Origin of the sequence: Pseudomonas sp. dw_358, assembly GCF_018449655.1 — a bacterium.
In the GTDB taxonomy this organism is placed as follows: domain Bacteria; phylum Pseudomonadota; class Gammaproteobacteria; order Pseudomonadales; family Pseudomonadaceae; genus Aquipseudomonas.
Genome location: NZ_JAAVUX010000002.1, coordinates 198610 through 217632, shown reverse-complemented (window position 1 = coordinate 217632; position 19023 = coordinate 198610). Strand labels below are relative to the sequence as shown.

Sequence of the window (19023 nt, the reverse complement as noted above, 5' to 3'; positions counted from 1 at the left end):
ATTATGCAAGCGACCTTGAACAATGTGCGCTTCGCTGGCATGGCGACCTGCGTGCCCAAGCGTGTCGTCTCCAACCTGACTGACTGCCGTCCAGAGATCCGCGCCGATCGTGAGCGCCTCGTGCGCAATATCGGTATTGAGTTGCGGCGGCTCTCCCATGACTGGCAATGTTTTTCTGACTTGGCCTTCGACGCCACCGAGAAGCTGCTGGATACCCTGGAGTGGAACCGCGCCGACATTGATGCGTTGATCGTGGTAACCCAATCCCCTGATTACCTCGCGCCTTCGACCGCGATCATTTTGCAGGATCGTCTCGGACTCTCCACGGGCACCATTGCCTTTGACGTCAATCTTGGCTGCTCAGCCTATCCGTTCGGCCTGCACCTGCTGGGCTCGATGATCGCTGCGGGCGGCGTGAAGAAAGGCCTGGTGCTGGTGGGTGACAAAGCCGGCACCTTCAACGACCCGCTGTTCTCCGATGCGGGGACGGCAACGGCGTTGGAGTTCGACACCAGCGCGCCGCCCATGTATTTCGATCTGAACAGCGATGGCAGCGGCCACAAGGCAATCATTCTGCCGGTGGGCGGTAGTCGCGAGCCGGTCGCCCCGCAGCATCTGGTGCAGTTCAAAAACGGCGAATTCGATCATTGGCGTCGTGCCGTGGATCTGGTCCTGGACGGTCCGGCCGTGTTGAGCTTCTCGACCCAGCGAGTGCCGCCGGCGGTCAAGTCTTTGCTTGAGTACGCCAGTGCCCCCATCGACAGCGTCGACTATTTCATCTTTCACCAGGCCAACCGGATGATCAACGAGACCATCCGCAAGAAACTGGGGCTGGAGCCGGAAAAAGTGCCATCGACGTTACGCGATTTCGGTAACACCAGTGGCGCGTCGTTGCCGGTCACCATGACCGCGCGTATCCATGAGCAACTAGGTGCCGGGCTTAACCGCCTGATCCTTTGCGGCTTCGGTATCGGTCTGTCCTGGGGCACTTGCCTGGTGGACATCGAGAACGCCAAATTTCCGGCCTTGATCGAATCTTGAGTAACGCTTATGCCTGCTGTTCTTGAAAATTTCAGTTTGAGTGGCAAAACAGTGCTCGTCACCGGTGGCTCCTCGGGCATTGGCCGGCAGATAGCGCTGAGTTGTGCCGAAGCGGGTGCAACCGTCTTAGTGACGGGGCGCAACGAGCAAAGGCTGGCTGAAGTCCTGAGGGAAATGGGTCAGGGGCATCATCGGTCTTTTGTGGCAGATCTGTCTGTCGACGCTCAGCTCGAGCAACTCAGCAAGGACGTTGGCGTTATCGATGGGCTTGTCCATTGCGCTGGGCACGCAGCGTTGGCGCCAGTGCGCATGGTCTCGCGCGCCCACATCGAAAGTCAGATGGATACAAACGTTGTGGGGCCGCTGTTGCTGACTCGGCATTTGCTGCAACGCAATGCGATTCAGAAAAATGGCTCTATTGTGTTCATTTCCTCGATTGCGGCTCATATAGGCGTACAGGGTGTAGCTGTTTACTCAGCGAGCAAAGCAGCTATCGAGTCGATGACCCGGTGTCTGGCAATGGAAGTGGCCAAGAAAGCCATTCGCGCCAATTGTTTAGCGCCCGGGTTTGTTGAAACCCCTATGTTGCGCGCCCTCGAGGCCACGACGGGGGGGGTGGCTGATACCATCGCACGCTATCCGTTGGGGATTGGAGAACCAGAGGACGTCGCGAATGCTGCGATATTTCTCCTTGCTCCTGCGAGCCGTTGGATAACTGGGACTACCCTGATTCTCGACGGAGGGCACACCATTGGCTGACTCCCATCGCAAGTCCTTGGTGATCGTTGGTGCGGGTGGCTTGGGACGTATTGTCTACAGCGTACTGACGGCCGACACGGTCGCCATGGCAGAGTACAAGATCATCGGTTTTCTCGACACTCGGCTCGATCTGCAACTTCCCGCTGATATTGAAGTGCCGATCCTGGGTAATCCATTGGATTACGTACCTGGCGCGGATGAGTATTTCATTCCCGCTGTCGGCTTGCCCGATTGGCGAGAAAAACTGGTGGCGCCTCTGCTTGAACGGGGTGCACGCTTCATCAGCCAGACACGCCATTCCTCCATGGGCGCACGCACCACCGTCGGACGGGGTTCGTTTATAACCCCTGGCGCGGTGGTCTCGGTGGATTGTCAGATCGGCGAGTTTGCCTACCTCGACACTTACGTCATCCTTGGTCACGACGTGGTGCTAGGGGATCATTGCCAGATTGGCGCCATGAGCTTTCTGGCCGGTGGGGTCCGGGTCGGTCGGGGAGTGTCCATCCACCCGCGTGCCACCATCGCCAAGAATGTGGTAATCGGTGACGGCGCCATCGTTGGAATCGGTTCGGTAGTCGTCAATAACGTGCCGCCGGGTGTAACCGTCTTCGGCAATCCAGCACGCGTCATTCATTCGTCTGCCCCGCGAGATGCCGCCCATGGCTAAGCCTGTACTCGCGCCCGAATGCTATACCCAACAGCGCTGGTTCGAGCTGGAACAGGAAAAGATCTTCGGCGAGTTGTGGCTGTTTGTTGGCCTCAAGACCCAATTGATGGAGCCGGACAGCTTCATCACCCGTGACTTCAGCGGCGTGCCGGTGCTGGTACAGAACACCGATGGCGAGCTGTACGCCTTCCGCAATGCCTGCGCCCACCGGGGCATGCCGATCCAGACCGAGGTCAGCGGCAAACGGCGCATGACCTGCCCTTACCACGGCTGGAGTTATCGCGGCAACGGTGAGTTGCGCGGTATTCCCAACCCGAAGATCTATAACTTTTGCGACGCCGAGAAGGCGGGGCTCCGGCTGCAGGCCTACGCGTTGCAGACGGTCGGCCAATTTATTTTCATCAATATGTCGGCGACGCCCATGGCGCTGACCGAACAGTACAAGCCCGACGTGCTCAAGGTGCTGGAAGTGCTCTCCGAGCATTTCTCGCCCTATGCCTCGTACACCCACTTCACCACGGACTACAACTGGAAGCTCAATTTCGAGAACGTGGTGGATTGGAACCACGTCAAGTTTGTCCATGAGCGGTCTTTTGGCCCGTCCATGGAGTACCTGGACCCAGGTTATATCGCCTCGGCCCCCCGGGAAGGCACCTTCCTCTTTGGCGAAGGCGGGCCGCTGGAACATGTGCAGTTTTCCCAGGATCCGCCCCCCGGTGAAGAAGTGGACCTGACCGATCTCTCACGCTTTGGCCGGGCCTATTTTGCCCATGCGTCACGCTGGTTCCTGCCGATGCTGGAAAACGCTTTCGACGTGACCGGCTCCCTGACCTGCAGCCTCTACCCCAACGTCAACTTCGGTTGCATTCACGGCGAGCAGTTCTACCTGCAGCAATTCGTGCCGATTTCTCCCGGCCAGACCGAATATCACTCGTGGATGTTCACCGCCCGGTTCAAGCCAGGCGTACCGCCCCAACCCCAACTGCTGTGGGCCCTGCACCACGGCGAGAAGAGCGTGCTGGAGGAAGACATCCAGTTGCTCGATGCCTTGCAGCGTGGCCTGTGGTCGGCGCCGTCCATCGGCATCATGGGCGCGCATGAGGGCCCGCTGAACCTGATCGGCCGTTGGTACCTGAAACAACTGACTGGAGAAACCCTGGCATGAAACCCTTATTGGTTCTGGGACCGGACAGCACCCTGCGCAACGTGTTCGCCTTGGCTCAGCAAGCGTGGCCGCAACGGCGGATTCAAAGTCTGGTGATTCCGGCCAAGCAGTACTACTTGTTCGACCTGAGCGTGCTCGACGCCTACTCCCCCAATGACTGGGAGGTGTGTGTGGCGGTCAACGAGTTCTATGTCAATGACGTGCGTCGCGCCTTGCAAGAGGCGGTGGCGGCGCGGGGTTTCAGTAACGCCTCGGTGATTTCGCCGCGTGCCGACATCGATGCCAGTGCCGTGATCGGCAGCAATGCCGTGATCTATGCCGGGTGTGTGATCGGGCCCAACGTCGTGTTGGGCCAGCAGTGTGTGCTGCGGGCCAACGTGGTTTTGGCCGAGGACGTGGTCCTGGGGGATTACGTGACCCTGGAGGCGAATGTGGCATTGCGTGAACTGGCCTCGGTGGGCAGTTTCACCACCGTCTGCGCCAACTCCAGCCTCATGCGTCAGGCCAAGGTCGGCAAACATTGCTACTTGAATATTCAACGCCAGTACAGCGGCGAAATCGCCGACATGACCTGGTTCTCCCCGGCGTTCCAGAACCCTGTGCGCGTGATCGGCCAGGTGTGATGCGCTGGTCGGTTTGACGCCTTATTCCCGTACTCAGCCGTTCATCGGAGGCAGCATGCAATTCAATTACAACAGCTCGACCGAGGCCGTGGCGTCGGCGGATTACCGCAAGCTGCAAGTTCGCCTGGCGCAGGCCGCCGCCGCGTATCGAGACAATCCTCGCTTCTGTGTACCCACGCTCGCGTGCGAGCGACTGGACGCTGCCGGCTCGCAGATCAAGGTGGTCGTGCTCGGTGTCAGCCCTTTCGCGCATATCTTCTTCAGCCAAGCGCAATCACGGGTCCATATCGTCGGTGTGGTGGATGACTTCAGGGCCGGTACCGGCGAGACGTTCTACGGCTGCCCCTTTATCACCAGTCAGGACTTTGAAGCCCTGAACCGCCGCGAGCCGATCGTGGCAATACACGGTTGCCGTACCGATGTTGGCCGGCGTTACTTCAAGCGATTGTGCCTGCGCATCGGCGTTCCGGTGCTGAGCTATGAACAGTCGGTGCGCTGGCTGGCCATCGACCCTTGCACCGACGCTCGCGTCGCTGACTGGGGCGGTTACATTGTCGAGCATCTGGAATCCTTTGCCGCCTTGAGCGAGCGTCTGGACGATGAGTATTCGCGCTATACCCTCTACAGCGTGTTGCTGGCGCATCTGACGGGGGATCTGGAATGGACGCTGGCTGCCGGCAAACCCTATTCATCGCTGTATTTTCGATCGGGCCTTTTCACGCTGGGGCAAAACGAGCGCTTTGCCGACTGCGGCGCGTCCATTGCTGAATCCACCAGTGCCTTTCTGGACGCCACCGACGGGGTGTTCGAGAAGATCTGGCTGATCGAGCCGGATGAAGTCAATCAGAAGACCCTGACCACGTTCATCGACACCTATCGCTCGCAGCCTTCTGTGCTCGCCAAGGGTGAAATCGAGTTGTTGAAATACGCCATCGCCGATGGAGACGGCGAGATGCCGTTCTTGCATGAAGGCGGCCATAACGGGCATCTGCTCACGGCTGCCACGGGCCTGGAGAACTGCCGCCCGGTCGCGATACGCCGTCTGGACGATATCCTCGATCAAGCGCCAACCTTGATCAAGATGGACATCGAAGGCGCAGAGCTGGGCGCGTTGAAAGGGGCGAGTCGCTATATCGCCGAAGCCCGACCCAGACTGGCCATTTCGGCTTACCACGGCCAGTCCGATTTGCTGGAGATCCCCCGACTGATCGAGAGCCTGCGCGGCGACTATAAAATCGGCCTGCGCCACCACACTGAAGACCGCTGGGACACCTGCCTGTACTTCTATTGAAACCACCGGGGGAGGGCGGCCGCCATCCCCTGACCCGTTGGGGACTGTCATGCGTAAAGCCGTCTTGCCGCCTGCTTGTTATACCGAGCAGTCCTGGTTCGATCTGGAGCAGGAAAAAATCTTCGGTCAGCTGTGGCTGTTTGCCGGATTTGCCCACCAATTGACCGAGGACAACAGTTTCATCACCCGTCGTCTGAACGGGGTGCCGGTGCTGGTGCAGAATTTCAAGGGCGAGATCAAGGCGTTCCGCAATGCCTGTGCGCATCGGGGCATGCCGATTCAGACGGAGCCGTTTGGTACGCGCAAGGCCATCTGTCCTTACCATGGTTGGGGGTATGACGGTCAGGGAGCGCTGCGGGGCGTACCCAACGGCACCCTTTACGAAATGTGCCAAGCCGAAAAAGACGCGATTCGTCTGCAGGCTTTTGCCGTGCAGACGGTCGGAATTTTTGTGTTTGTCAACTTGAGTGCGCAGCCCATCGACCTTTCCGCGCAATATACGGTTGCTGCCTTGGAAATCCTGGAGGTGATGTCCCGCTCTGCAGCTCCCCAAGTCTCGTATACGCATTTTGAAAAAAACTTCAACTGGAAGCTCAATTTCGAAAATGTAATTGATCCAAACCACGTCCAGTTTATTCATCCAGCCAGTTTTGCTCCGTTGATCGAGTACGAACCTTCGGGCGCCTTTGCTGCGCGGGGAATCGAAGACTCTCGTTGGTTCGGACCTGAAGGCGATTTAAATCACCTTGATCTTCCGGCTGTCGTTTCGGGTCTCGGCGATACAGACCTGCCTCACATCTCGCAAATAACCCGTAGTTCCATGCCCCATCAGCCGCGCTGGTTTTCGCCGTTGATTGATCGTGCCGATACCGGGGCTATCGTTAATTTACGTTTGTTTCCCAATCTCAATATTGGCTCGCTGCAGGGTGAAACCTTCTTTGTGCAGCAGTTCAGCCCTGTGTCACCTGACAGGACCGAGGTACATTCGTGGGTTTTTACGGCTCAGTTGGCTGATGGAGTCGCGTTCCAGCCCCAGCTACTGTGGGGAATGCATCACGCCGAGATGAGCGTCCTCCAAGAGGATGCGTTCTTGTTGACCCAACTTCAGGAGGCATTGAAGTCAGCCGACTCCGTCGGTCTGTTCGGCGCCCAGGAAGGCCCCCTCGCCGCGATGGGCCTCTGGTACCTGAACCACCTCACAGGAACCACCGAACAATGACCTCGACCCTGCCGCTGGTCAGCCTCGTCATACCGGCCTACAAGGCTGATTTCTTTGCCCAGGCCCTGGCCAGTGCCTGCGCCCAGACCTATCCCAACATCGAAATTGTCGTGCGCGACGACTGTCCTACCTTGCAGGTCAGTGAGGCGGTGGCGGCGCAGCAAGGGCAGTCACCTTTTGTCATTCATTACTACCGCAACCCGCTCCAGCGCGGCGAAACCCCCAACGCCGTGGATTGTATCCAGCAGGCGCAGGGCAAGTACCTCAAGTTTCTCCATGACGACGACATGCTCCACCCCGACTGCATCAGCGAGTTGGTCAGGGCGATGGAGAGTGACGCCAAGGTAGCGGTCGCCTCATCGCGTCGGGCGCGCATCGACGAGCAAGGCAATACCTTGCCGGACATTGTGCAGACCTCGTTTCCATTCGCGGGCGATGTGATTATCAACGGCGCCGAGCTGACGTCGTTTCTGGTGGACCACACCCTCAATATCGTCGGTGAGCCCAGCTGCTACATGTGCCGGCGTGAAGACCTGCTGGTGTACACCGAGCATGACCTGACCTCGCTCAACGGTTGCGTGATTTTCTGGGTGGGCGACCTGGCTCTCTGCGTCAAGCTGCTGCGTGGTGGCGACTTGGCGTTCTTGCAGCGGCCGTTGAGTTATTTCCGCGTCTCGGCGGTGCAGTTCAGCCAGACCGGCCGCGAGATGATTGGCGTGGGTGACAAGGGGCATGAGGATTTTCGCCGCTCGATCCGCGAACTGGGCTGGTACCAACCCGCGCCACAACCTCGCCTGGTGTCCGTCGCGCCCCTGTCCAACCCGACCGCCGTCGAGAAAGTCGACCTGATGGCTCTGCTCATGGCGGCCTACCAGCGCCGCCAGGCCGCCGAAGTGCTGGAACGCTGGATCGCCTACCGCATCCCCAGCCCCACCCAGCAAGGCTTCATCAACGAATACCTGGAACAGCACGCCCCAGCACCGGTGATCGAGCTGATCATCCTCGACCTGGCCGGCGACAACCCGGCCCTCAAGCGCACACTGGCCAGTGTCGAAGCCGTGCGTGCTCATTACCCGGCGCTACAGGCCCTGGTGCTGCGCGACCTCCACCACATCAACCCGATGATCGGCTACAGCGATGCCACCTGGATCATGCTGGTCCAGGCCGGGGACGAGCTGACCGCAGGCGGGCTGGCGGTGGCGGGCCTGGAGTTGTTGCCGGGGCCGGACTGCCGCGCCGTTTACGGCGACACCTTGTGGCGCGACGCCCAAGGCAATCTCGATGCCGGGATGCGCCCCGATTTCAACCTCGATTTTCTCCTGAGCTTCCCCTTGGCGATGGAGCGCCATTGGCTGTTTCGCCGGGAAGTGGTGGTGGCGGCCGGGGGCTTTGATCCCAACTTTGCCCAGGCGCTGGAATTCGAACTGATTCTGCGTTTGATCAATGAAGGCGGAATGGCCGGTCTCGGCCATATTCACGAGCCGTTTATGATCAGCCCCGCGCCCGCCATGCAGGATAACCCGGCGCAGCGTGCGGCCATCGAATCCCACCTGCGCCTGCGCGGCTACGAAGCGGCGGTGCTGAAAAGCCCGTCGCCGGGGCTGTATCACATTGACTATGGCCACAGCTGGCAGCCGCTGGTGTCCATCGTGCTGGTGATGCAGGACGATCTTGCGGCGGTACAGCGTTGCGTCATGAGCCTGTTCGAGCACACCGGTTACGGGCGCTATGAAGTGCTGATCGTCGACAACGCCAGCCAGTTGCCCGCCAGCCGTGCCTGGCTGCAGGCCATGGAAAAAATGGCGCCCGAGCGTATTCGGGTGCTGCATCTGGAGCAGCCGGTCAGCCACAGTGCGGCGCTGAACCTGGGGGCACAGCAGGGGCAGGGTGAATACCTGGTGTTCTTCCGGGCGACGGTGGTGTGCGAGCAATCACCGTGGTTGGGCGAGATGCTCAACCATGGCTTGCGCCAGGAGGTGGCGATCGTCGGCGCCAAGACCGTCGATGGCGACGGGGCGATCACCCATGCGGGGTTGATCCTCGGCCTCAACGGGGTGGCGGCCACGGCGTTTGCCGGTGCCGGGCGCAGTGCCCCAGGTTACCTGTGGCGCCTGCAAGCGGATCAAAATTACAGCGCGGTGTCCGACCTGTGCCTGATGGTGCGCAAGGCGGTGTTCGATGAGATCGGCGGCTTTGACAGCGAGGCCTTCGCCGATCAGGGCGCCGATCTGGACCTGTGCCTGCGCATCGCCGCGCTGGGTTACCTCACCGTATGGACCCCACGCGCCGTGCTGCTGCAAGGCCAGGCGCCGGAGCCCTACGAAGACGCTGCGCAAAAGGCCGTCTACGAACGCTGGCTGCCGCTGCTGGCGCGGGACCCGGCCTACAACCTGAACTTCGCCCTGCACGAAACCACCAGCTTCGACCTGGTGGATTCCCGGGTCAACTGGCGGCCGCTGGGCTGGCGCCCGCTGCCCGTGGTGCTGGGGCACCCGGCCGACCCCTTCGGCGCCGGGCATTATCGGATCATTCAGCCTTTCAACGCGCTCAAGGCGGCCGGGCAGATCGAAGGCATGCTCTGCAGCGGTTTGATGCACCCAGCGGACCTGGCCCGTTACACGCCGGACTCGATCATCCTGCAACGCCCGGTGAGTGAGGGGCAGCTGCCCCTGCTGCAGAAAATGAAAGCCTTCAGCAGTGCGTTCAAGGTCTACGAGCTCGACGATTACCTGCCCAACCTGCCGCTCAAGAGTGTGCACCGCGGCAACTTCCCCAAGGACGTGCTGCGCACCATTCGCCGGGGGCTGGAATGTGTCGACCGGTTTGTGGTGTCGACTCAGCCGCTGGCAGAGGCCTTCAAGGGCATGCACCCGGACATCCGCGTGGTGCCCAACCGGCTCGATCCTGCCGCCTGGGGGCAATTGCCGGCCAGCCAGCGCCGTGCTGGCCCCAAGCCACGGGTGGGCTGGGCAGGGGGCTTTGGCCACGAGGGCGACCTGGGCCTGGTGCTGGACCTGGTCAAGGCGCTGGCGGGGGAGGTGACGTGGGTGTTCATGGGCGGCGTGCCCGAGGTGCTGCGCCCGTTCGCCACCTCGTTCCACCCCGGTGTGGATCTGGCCGATTACCCGGCCGCGCTGGCAGCACTGAACCTCGACCTGGCCTTGGCACCGCTGGAGCAGAACCTGTTCAACGAGTGCAAGAGCAACCTGCGCCTGCTGGAGTACGGCATTTGTGGCTATCCCGTGGTGTGCAGCGACATCGCACCTTATCGCGGGCTACCGGTAACGCGGGTGCGCAACCGCTTCAAGGACTGGTTGGAGGCGATCCGCGCGCACCTGGCCGACCTGGATGGCACGGCGCGGCTGGGGGATGAGTTGCAGGCGGTGATCCGCCGGGACTGGATGCTCGATGAGCGGGGCCTGGCAGATTGGAAAGCGGCCTGGTTGGGCTAAACCCCAACAGGATATGCCCCCGCTTCAGGACCGAGCTTGCTCGGGAAAAGGATCGCTACCGAACCCCTGCCGAATCGCGGTGCCGGGTTCCCGAGCAAGCTCGGTCCTGCAGGGCGCAGCGCCTTCGTTGCCGCAACCGGCCATGCCCCCTTGCCGCTACCGGCCACCCCGCGCCACATTCTCGGCGCTCCTCTTTTGACGGCCGCTTTGTATTTCTCTGTAACCCCCGAGATACAAGGGCTGTAGCCACGTTTTCAAACTTGGCCCACTAATTGCTCTATGTCTAATCAGTACAGATCAGGCGGCAAACGCCCGTCAGCGGAGGATCACTGTGGACAAGATGCTTTATGTGGCAATGAGCGGTGCGAGCCAGAACACCCTGGCTCAACAGGCCCACGCCAACAACATGGCCAACGTCAGCACCACCGGCTTTCAGCGTGACCTGGAGCAGGCGCGGTCGATGCCGGTGTTCGGCGATACCTTCGCCTCTCGCGCCTATGCCATGAGCGAGCGTCCTGCCACTGACTTCAGTGCCGGTGCCTTGCAAGCAACGGGCCGCGACCTCGATGTCGCCGTCGGCGGCGACGGTTTCATTGCCGTGCAGGCCCCTGACGGCAGCGAAGCCTACGTGCGCACCGCCGCCATGAACATCGATGCACAGGGCATTCTGCGCGCCGGCAACGGTTTGCCGATCATGGGCAACTCCGGGCCGATTGCCATTCCGCCTGACGAGAAGATCGATGTCGGTTCCGACGGCACCATCAGCATCCGCGGCATGGGCGAGACCCCGAACGCCGTGGCCCAGGTAGACCGCATCAAGCTGGTCAACCCGCCGGTCGGCAGCCTGACCAAAGGCACCGACGGCCTGATCCACACCACCAGCGGCCAGGCGGCGCCTTTCGATGCCAACGTCAAGGTCGAGTCCGGTTTTCTGGAAGCCAGCAACGTAAACGCTGTGGAAGAAATGACGGCAGTGATGACCCTGTCCAAGCAGTTCGAATTGCACATCAAGATGATGACGACGGCCAAAGAAGACGACGAGTCGGTCTCGCGCGTCTTGCAGAACAGCTAATCAACCCCCTTGTGACGCGCCGCCCACCCGGCGTATTTGGAGATACCGCAAATGATTCCAGCACTCTACGTTGCCAAGACCGGTCTGCAGGCTCAGGACATGAACCTGACCACCATTTCCAACAACCTGGCCAACTCCTCGACCACCGGTTTCAAAAGCGACCGTGCCGAATTCCAGGACCTGCTGTACCAGATCAAACGTCAGCCTGGTGCCCAGTCCACTCAGGACAGCACCCTGCCGTCCGGCCTGCAGCTGGGTACCGGTGTGCGCATCGTCGGCACCCAGAAGAACTTCACCGCCGGCAGCCTGCAGACCACCGACCAGCCGCTGGACATGGCCGTCAACGGCCACGGTTTCTTCCAGGTGCTGCAACCGGACGGCACCACGGCCTACACCCGTGACGGCACGTTCCACCTGGATAACAACGGCCAGATCGTGACCGCCAACGGCAACGCCCTGCAGCCGGCCATCGTGGTACCGACCGACGCCCAGTCCTTCACCGTGGGCACCGACGGCACCGTCTCGATCACCACTGCTGCCAGCGCCACCTCGCAGGTGATCGGCAACATCCAGACCGCCGACTTCATCAACCCGGGCGGCTTGCAAGCCGTGGGCAGCAACCTGTTCCTGGAAACCGCTTCGTCGGGTGCTCCGCAGGTCGGTACCCCGGGCCTGACCGGCCTGGGCACCATCCAGCAGAACACCCTGGAGAACTCCAACGTCAGCACCGTCAACGAGCTGGTGAACATGATCACCACCCAGCGTGCCTACGAGATGAACTCCAAAGTGATCTCCACCGCCGATCAGATGCTGCAGAACCTGACGCAGAACCTGTAAGCCTGAACGTTCACGGTTAAACGCTCTTTTCCACCTTCTGTTCGCTGCCCGGTTACACCGAGAGGTTTGTGTCATGAGTCGTGTCTTGAATGTGCTTGCCCTGAGTGCTTTTGCTTTGCTGGCCGGTTGCATCGCCCCACCGCCCAAGGCCAATGACGCCTATTTCTCTCCGGTGTTGCCGCGCACGCCGCTGCCTGCCGCCTCGAACAACGGCTCGATCTACCAGGCCGGTTTCGAACAAGGCCTGTACAGCGACCGCAAAGCGTTTCGGATCGGTGACATCATCACCGTGACCCTGGCAGAGAAGACTTCGGCGAGCAAAAGCGCCGACTCCAAGGTCGGCAAGGCCAGCACCAACTCCATTGGTCTGACCTCGCTGTTCGGCACCAGCGCCACCACCAACAACCCGTTGGGCGGCGCTGACCTGGGGCTCAACGCCGGCTACACCGGCACCCGGACCACCAACGGTACGGCCAAGGCCGACCAGGGCAACAGCCTCACCGGCTCGATCACTGTGACCGTGGCCGACGTGCTGCCCAACGGAATTGTTGCGGTGCGTGGCGAGAAATGGCTGACGCTCAATACCGGTCAGGAAGTGGTGCGCATTGCTGGCCTGATTCGTGCAGATGACATAGCAACCGACAATACCGTGTCGTCGACCCGAGTGGCCGATGCGCGAATCACGTACTCGGGCACCGGTTCGTTTGCCGAGGCCAGTCAGCCGGGTTGGTTGGATCGTTTCTTTGGCAGTCCGTATTTTCCTTTCTGATCTTCTTAGTGAGTGCGCGCCAACATGCTCAAGTTCAAACACCTGATTGCTGCTGTGTTCCTGCTGACCACTGCGCTGGGAGCGCAGGCCGAACGGCTCAAGGACATCGCCAGTATTTCAGGCGTGCGCACCAACCAACTGATCGGCTACGGCCTGGTGGTGGGGCTCAGCGGTACGGGTGACCAGACCACCCAGACCCCGTTTACCTTGCAGACCTTCAACAACATGCTCGCCCAGTTCGGCATAAAAGTGCCGGTCGGCGGCAACGTGCAGCTGAAAAACGTTGCCGCTGTGTCCGTCCATGCCGACCTGCCGGCATTCGCCAAGCCGGGTCAGCAGATCGACATTACCGTGTCGTCCATCGGTAACTCGAAAAGCCTGCGCGGCGGCAGCCTGTTGATGACCCCGCTCAAGGGTATTGACGGCAACGTCTACGCCATCGCCCAGGGCAACCTGGTGGTGGGCGGTTTTGACGCCGAAGGGCGCGACGGCTCGAAGATCACCGTCAACGTTCCGTCGGCCGGCCGTATTCCTGGCGGCGCCAGCGTCGAGCGGACTGTGCCGAGCGGTTTCAACCAGGGCGATAGCCTGACGCTGAACCTCAACCGTGCTGACTTCACCACTGCCAAGAACATTTGCGACAAGATCAACGAGCTGCTTGGCCCGGGAGTTGCACAAGCCATTGACGGCGGCTCGGTACGAGTGACCGCGCCGATCGATCCGAACCAGCGGGTAGATTACCTGTCAGTGCTCGAGAACCTTGAGGTAGACCCTGGCCAAGCCGTTGCCAAGGTCATTATCAACTCTCGGACAGGCACCATCGTGATCGGCCAGAACGTCAAGGTTTCGCCGGCAGCAGTGACCCACGGCAGTCTCACGGTAACCATTACCGAAGACCCGATCGTCAGCCAGCCAGGTGCCTTGTCCGGTGGTCAGACCGCGGTGGTCCCTCGTTCCAAGATCAGTGCCACCCAGGAAGCCAAGCCGATGTTCAAGTTTGGTCCGGGCACGACGCTTGACGAGATTGTCCGTGCAGTCAACCAGGTTGGCGCAGCACCGGGAGACCTGATGGCCATTCTCGAAGCGTTGAAACAGGCCGGCGCCTTGCAGGCCGACCTGATCGTGATTTGAGGTAGCTGACGATGGAAATGAAGAGCGGGATGTCGACCACCACCAGCCAGGACTCGGGTGCCTACACCGACCTGAATCGGCTGGCTGCCCTGAAAACGGGTGACAAGAACAGCGATGCCAACCTGCGCAAGGTGGCCTCGGAGTTTGAATCGCTGTTCATGGGCGAAATGTTGAAGTCCATGCGCTCGGCCAACGATGTGCTGGCCAAGGACAACCCGCTCAACACTGAAGAAGCCAAGCAGTATCAGTCGATGTACGACCAGCAGCTGGCGGTGAACCTGTCCCGTGGCGGCGGCATCGGCCTGCAGGACGTACTGATGCGTCAGCTGTCCAAGAACAAGAACACCACGCGCCCGGGCGGCAATCCGTTTGCCCAGGTGAACACGTCCCTGAACACCACCGGCACCGCCACGACCACCGCCAGCGGCAAGCTGGTCAACAGCCTGGCGAGCACGGCCAACAAGAAGCTGACCTTTGCCGGCAACGCCAGCAACACCGGCGTGGTCCGCAACGATGTGGCGGCGCTCAACGCGCGTCGCCTGTCGCTGCCAAGCAAGCTGTCCGATCGTTTGCTGGCAGGCATCGTGCCGGGCAGTCGTCCGGTAGCGTCCATCGCGGCCGCCACGACCGCCAGCACGGCGACCACTGCCACCCGCACCGACACGGCCGCCGTGACGGCGCTGGTCGCCTCGGCCACCGACGACGGCGACGATGATTCGACGTTCCAGACCCACGCCATGAGCGCGGCGGACCGGACTACGCTGGGCGACGATGACACGATCGCTACCACTGCAACCGTTGCACAGATTCCTTATGCGCCGTCGAAAACCGCGTTTGCTTCACACGATGAATTCGTCGCCACCATGATGCCGATGGCCAAAGAGGCCGCCGCGCGCATTGGCGTCGACCCGAAGATCCTCGTGGCCCAGGCCGCACTGGAAACCGGCTGGGGCAAATCGGTCATGCGGTCCAATGCCGGCGGCAGCAGCCACAACCTGTTCGGCATCAAGGCCAGCAGCAGTTGGCAGGGTGACCAGGCCAAGGCGATTACCAGTGAGTTCCGTAACGGGCAGATGGTCAAGGAAACCGCGAACTTCCGTTCGTACGATTCCTATGCCGACAGCTTCCACGACCTGGTCAGCACCTTGCAGAACAATGATCGCTATCAAGATGTGGTGAAAGCGGCCGATAACCCTGAACAGTTTGTAAAAGAATTGCAGAAGGCCGGTTATGCCACCGACCCGAATTACGCCAGCAAAATTTCGTCGATCGCCAAACAGATGCAGGCTGCTCAGAGCTACGCCAGCACCAGTAGCAGTACCACAAACTTGTAAGGTTTGAAGCATGTCGAATCTGATCTCCATCGGTCTTTCCGGCCTCGCCGCCAGCCAGGCGGCGCTGTCCACCACCGGTAACAACATCACCAACGTCTCCACCGCCGGTTACTCGCGGGAGTCGGTGGACACCACGTCCAGCGCCCTGCAGAACATTGGCGTGGGTTACCTGGGCACCGGTACGACCATTTCCGACGTGCGTCGCATCTACAACTCGTACATGGACACGCAACTGCAGACCAGCACCGCGCTGGCAGCAGACGCGACGGCCTACAGCACACAGGCAACATCCACCGACACGCTGCTGTCCGACAGCACCACCGGCATCAGCGCCGTGCTGACCAGCTTTTTTTCTGCTGTGCAGACGTCCTCGGCCAGCCCCACCGACACCTCGGCGCGCCAGGCGTTGCTGACCTCGGCGGCGACCTTGAGCAACCGCTTCAACTCGATTTCCAGCCAACTGACCCAGCAGAACGACAGCATCAACTCGCAGCTGACTACCGTGGCGGGGCAGGTCAACAAGCTGTCGCAGTCGATTGCCGACTACAACAAGCAGATCAGTGCGCTGTCTTCCAGCGGCACCAGCCCCAACAGCTTGCTCGATGCGCGCAACGAAGCCGTGCGCTCGCTCAACGAGCTGGTAGGCGTGACCGTGCAACAGCGTGGTGACAACTACGATGTGTACCTGGGTTCGGGTCAGTCGCTGGTCAACGGTACTACAGCCAATACCTTGACGGCGGCGCCGAGCACCACTGACAAATCCCAGTACGCCTTGACCGTCAATTACCAAGGCTTCACTTCCGATGTCACCTCGGTGACTACCGGCGGCACCATCGGTGGCTTGCTGCGCTATCGCACTGACGTGCTGACCCCGGCGATGAATCAGCTGGGCCGTACGGCCATGGCCGTGTCGGACACCGTCAATACTCAGTTGGCACAGGGCGTGGACCTCAACGGCCAATTCGGCTCGACGATGTTTTCCAGCATCAACAGCGCCACCGCCGAGGCCAACCGCAGTATCGCCTCGAGCGCCAACAGCGCGGGCTCCGGCAACCTCGACGTGGCCATCAGCGATACCAGCAAGCTGACCACCAATGATTACAGCGTCAAGTTCACCAGCGCCACGGCCTACAGCGTGACCCGTTCCGACGGCACGGCGATGGGCAGCTATGACCTGAGCACCACGCCGGCGCCGGTGATCGACGGCTTTACCTTGGCGTTGAACGGCACCTCGCCGGCGGCGGGCGACAGCTTCAAGATCACACCGACCCGCAACGGCGCCTCGGACATCACCACCGCCCTCACGGACAGCAACAAGCTGGCGTTTGCTGCGCCATTGGCCGCCACGGCAGCCTCGGGCAATACCGGAACCAGCAGCATCACCCAGCCGACCCTGAACGACACGGTGGACATCTACGACAGCACCGGCCAGTCGGACCTGCAGACCGGCATCCAGAACTCGACTCCGGTCAAGCTGGTGTTCGGTGCCGTCAGCAGCGGCAGCCAGGCCTACACGGTATACAACGCCCAGGGCACCAGCATTGGCACCGGCACCGTGGTGCCTGGCCAGTCCAACAACGTCGGCATCACCGTGCCGATGGTGGATGCCAGCGGCAACCCGATCAACGATGCCAGCGGCACCCAGAAGACCTTCAGCTTCCAGGCCACGGTCTCGGGCTCTGCGGCCAGCGGCGACAGCTACAGCGTCAACTTCAACAGTGCCGGCGCCTCGGACAACCGCAACGCTGCCGCGCTGCTGACCTTGCAAACCAAGTCCACCGTGGGCGTCACGGCGGGCAATGCCGGGGTCAGCTTGTCCACGTCCTACGCCAACCTGGTGGCAGACGTCGGCTCCAAGGCCAGCCAGGCCACGGTGGACACTACCGCGACCACAGCGGTACTGACCCAGGCCAAGGCCAACCGGGATTCGGTGTCCGGGGTCAACCTGGATGACGAAGCGGCCAACCTGGTCAAGTTCCAGCAGTACTACACGGCGTCTTCGCAGATCATCAAGACCGCGCAAGACATTTTCACTACGTTGCTCAACGCACTCTAAGGAGTACTGAAACATGCGTATTTCCACTTCTCAGTATTTCGAAACCAGCGCAACCAACTATTCGAAAGCGTTCTCGGACACGGCCAAGACCCAGGAGCAGATCAGCTCCGGCAGCCGCATCACCACGGCGTCCGATGACCCGGTCGGCGCGTCGAAATTGCTGCAGTTGCAGCAACAGAACTCGATGCTGACCCAGTACAGCACCAATATCACGGCCGTGACCAACGCCGGCAACCAGGCCGAAAGCGTGCTCGACAGCATCAACACGGCCTTGCAGAAAGCCCAGGAACTGGCCGTGCAGGCGGGTAACGGCGGCTTGAGCGACGAGGACAAGGGTTCCATCGCCAGTGAACTGGGGCAGATCCAGAACACCGTGTTCGGCTTGATGAACTCCAAGGACACCAACGGCAACTACATGTTTTCCGGCTCCCAGACCGGCACTGCGCCCTATGTGCAGAACAGCGACGGCAGCTACACCTATCAAGGTGACCAGACCCAGTTGAGCCTGCAGGTGTCCGATACTCTGCAAGTGGCCACTAACGACAGCGGGTTCGCCGCCTTCGATCAGGCCGTGAACACCAGCCGCACCACCACCACGCTGACGTCCCCCACCACGGACGACGGGCGCATTCAGGTGTCCGCCGGGAACATGACCTCCAAGGCCGACTACACCAACAGCTACGTCAGTGGCCAGCCCTACACCCTGAATTTCACCAGCAGCACTCAGTACACGCTGACGGATGCTTCGGGCAACGACGTGACGTCAGAGACCAGCGGCAACGGCACCTACGACCCCAACAGCACCGATGGCACCAACTTCACCCTGCGCGGGGTGCAGTACGCCATCAACGTCAACCTGCAAAGCTCCGATTCGTCTGTCAGTGCCGATTCGGTGCTGGCCGGGCATACGTTTACGCTGGGCAGCACGCCAGACACCATTACCGCCAGCCGCAACCCGGCCAACACCTCGACGGCGCAGATAGCCACGGCCTCGGTGACCGACACCACGGCCTACAACAGCAGCTTCCCGACCCAGGGCGCGGTCATCAAATTCACCAGCCCGACCCAGTACGCGGTGTATTCACAGCCTTACAGCACCAGCAGCAAGGCGGTGGCCACCGGCACCATGACCGGCACGTCGATCACGGCCGCCGGGGTGACCTTCAACGTCAGCGGTACGCCGGCCACGGGGGATCAGTTCACGATCTCGTCGGACAGCCACAAGACCCAGAACGTGCTGGACACCATCAACCAGCTGAAGACTGCATTGCAGGTGCCGTCCGGTTCCGACGCGGCCTCCAAGCTGACGCTGAAAAACGCTGTCAGCTCGGCCATCAACAACCTGGCCAGCGCCAGTGTGCTGATCGACACCACGCGCGGGCTGATCGGTGCCCGGGGCAACGCCCTGGACATCCAGTCCACCGAGAACACGAGCCTGGCGCTGGCCAACAAGAGCACCCAATCGGCGATTGCCGATACGGACATGGCCAGTGCCTCGGTGACCTTGAGCTTGCAACAGACCATGCTGCAGGCCTCGCAGCTGGCGTTTGCGAAGATTTCGCAGCTGAGCTTGTTCAACAAGATTTAAGGACTTTTACGCGGTTTTT

15 protein-coding genes are annotated in these 19023 nt (G+C 61.1%); all 15 read left to right on the top strand.

The window, feature by feature from the left end; genetic code table 11:
* Positions 1–1041 carry a ketoacyl-ACP synthase III gene (locus tag HB675_RS04500; protein ID WP_213876570.1) on the top strand — a complete coding sequence of 347 codons (1041 nt, stop codon included), beginning with the start codon at positions 1–3 and terminating at the stop codon, positions 1039–1041.
* A gap of 9 nt (positions 1042–1050) precedes the next feature.
* Positions 1051–1800, top strand: coding sequence for an SDR family oxidoreductase (locus HB675_RS04495; RefSeq protein WP_213876084.1), 750 nt, complete (start codon positions 1051–1053; stop codon positions 1798–1800).
* Positions 1793–2467, top strand: coding sequence for an acetyltransferase (locus HB675_RS04490; RefSeq protein ID WP_213876081.1), 675 nt, complete (start codon positions 1793–1795; stop codon positions 2465–2467). Before HB675_RS04495 ends, HB675_RS04490 begins: the two co-directional genes overlap by 8 nt.
* The gene (locus HB675_RS04485; RefSeq protein WP_213876079.1) at positions 2460–3632 is read left to right on the top strand and encodes an aromatic ring-hydroxylating dioxygenase subunit alpha; all 1173 of its coding nucleotides are present in this window, start codon (positions 2460–2462) and stop codon (positions 3630–3632) included. Before HB675_RS04490 ends, HB675_RS04485 begins: the two co-directional genes overlap by 8 nt.
* The gene (locus HB675_RS04480) at positions 3629–4255 is read left to right on the top strand and encodes a hypothetical protein (protein WP_213876077.1); all 627 of its coding nucleotides are present in this window, start codon (positions 3629–3631) and stop codon (positions 4253–4255) included. Before HB675_RS04485 ends, HB675_RS04480 begins: the two co-directional genes overlap by 4 nt.
* Positions 4256–4310: 55 nt before the next feature.
* Positions 4311–5546: an FkbM family methyltransferase gene (locus HB675_RS04475; RefSeq protein ID WP_218626419.1), complete on the top strand. Its 1236-nt coding sequence runs from the start codon at positions 4311–4313 to the stop codon at positions 5544–5546.
* A 49-nt stretch (positions 5547–5595) separates the two neighbouring features.
* The gene (locus HB675_RS04470; RefSeq protein ID WP_213876075.1) at positions 5596–6765 is read left to right on the top strand and encodes an aromatic ring-hydroxylating dioxygenase subunit alpha; all 1170 of its coding nucleotides are present in this window, start codon (positions 5596–5598) and stop codon (positions 6763–6765) included.
* On the top strand, positions 6762–10217 hold the full coding sequence (locus tag HB675_RS04465; protein ID WP_213876073.1) for a glycosyltransferase: 3456 nt from the start codon (positions 6762–6764) through the stop codon (positions 10215–10217). The genes HB675_RS04470 and HB675_RS04465 overlap by 4 nt, the downstream gene beginning before the upstream one ends.
* 331 nt (positions 10218–10548) lie before the next feature.
* The gene (locus HB675_RS04460) at positions 10549–11289 is read left to right on the top strand and encodes a flagellar basal body rod protein FlgF (RefSeq protein ID WP_213876071.1); all 741 of its coding nucleotides are present in this window, start codon (positions 10549–10551) and stop codon (positions 11287–11289) included.
* A gap of 51 nt (positions 11290–11340) precedes the next feature.
* On the top strand, positions 11341–12126 hold the full coding sequence (gene flgG, locus HB675_RS04455) for a flagellar basal-body rod protein FlgG (RefSeq protein WP_213876069.1): 786 nt from the start codon (positions 11341–11343) through the stop codon (positions 12124–12126).
* Positions 12127–12199: 73 nt separating this feature from the next.
* Positions 12200–12895, top strand: coding sequence for a flagellar basal body L-ring protein FlgH (gene flgH, locus HB675_RS04450; protein WP_213876067.1), 696 nt, complete (start codon positions 12200–12202; stop codon positions 12893–12895).
* A gap of 24 nt (positions 12896–12919) precedes the next feature.
* Positions 12920–14026: a flagellar basal body P-ring protein FlgI gene (locus HB675_RS04445; RefSeq protein ID WP_213876065.1), complete on the top strand. Its 1107-nt coding sequence runs from the start codon at positions 12920–12922 to the stop codon at positions 14024–14026.
* Positions 14027–14037: 11 nt separating this feature from the next.
* Complete coding sequence (gene flgJ, locus HB675_RS04440) at positions 14038–15360, top strand: flagellar assembly peptidoglycan hydrolase FlgJ (protein ID WP_213876064.1); 1323 nt, start codon at positions 14038–14040, stop codon at positions 15358–15360.
* A 10-nt stretch (positions 15361–15370) separates the two neighbouring features.
* Positions 15371–17416, top strand: coding sequence for a flagellar hook-associated protein FlgK (gene flgK / locus HB675_RS04435; protein ID WP_213876062.1), 2046 nt, complete (start codon positions 15371–15373; stop codon positions 17414–17416).
* Between the two features lie 13 nt (positions 17417–17429).
* Positions 17430–19004, top strand: a complete 1575-nt coding sequence (locus HB675_RS04430) for a flagellar hook-associated protein 3 (protein WP_213876060.1) — start codon at positions 17430–17432, stop codon at positions 19002–19004.
* Positions 19005–19023: the final 19 nt, after the last annotated feature.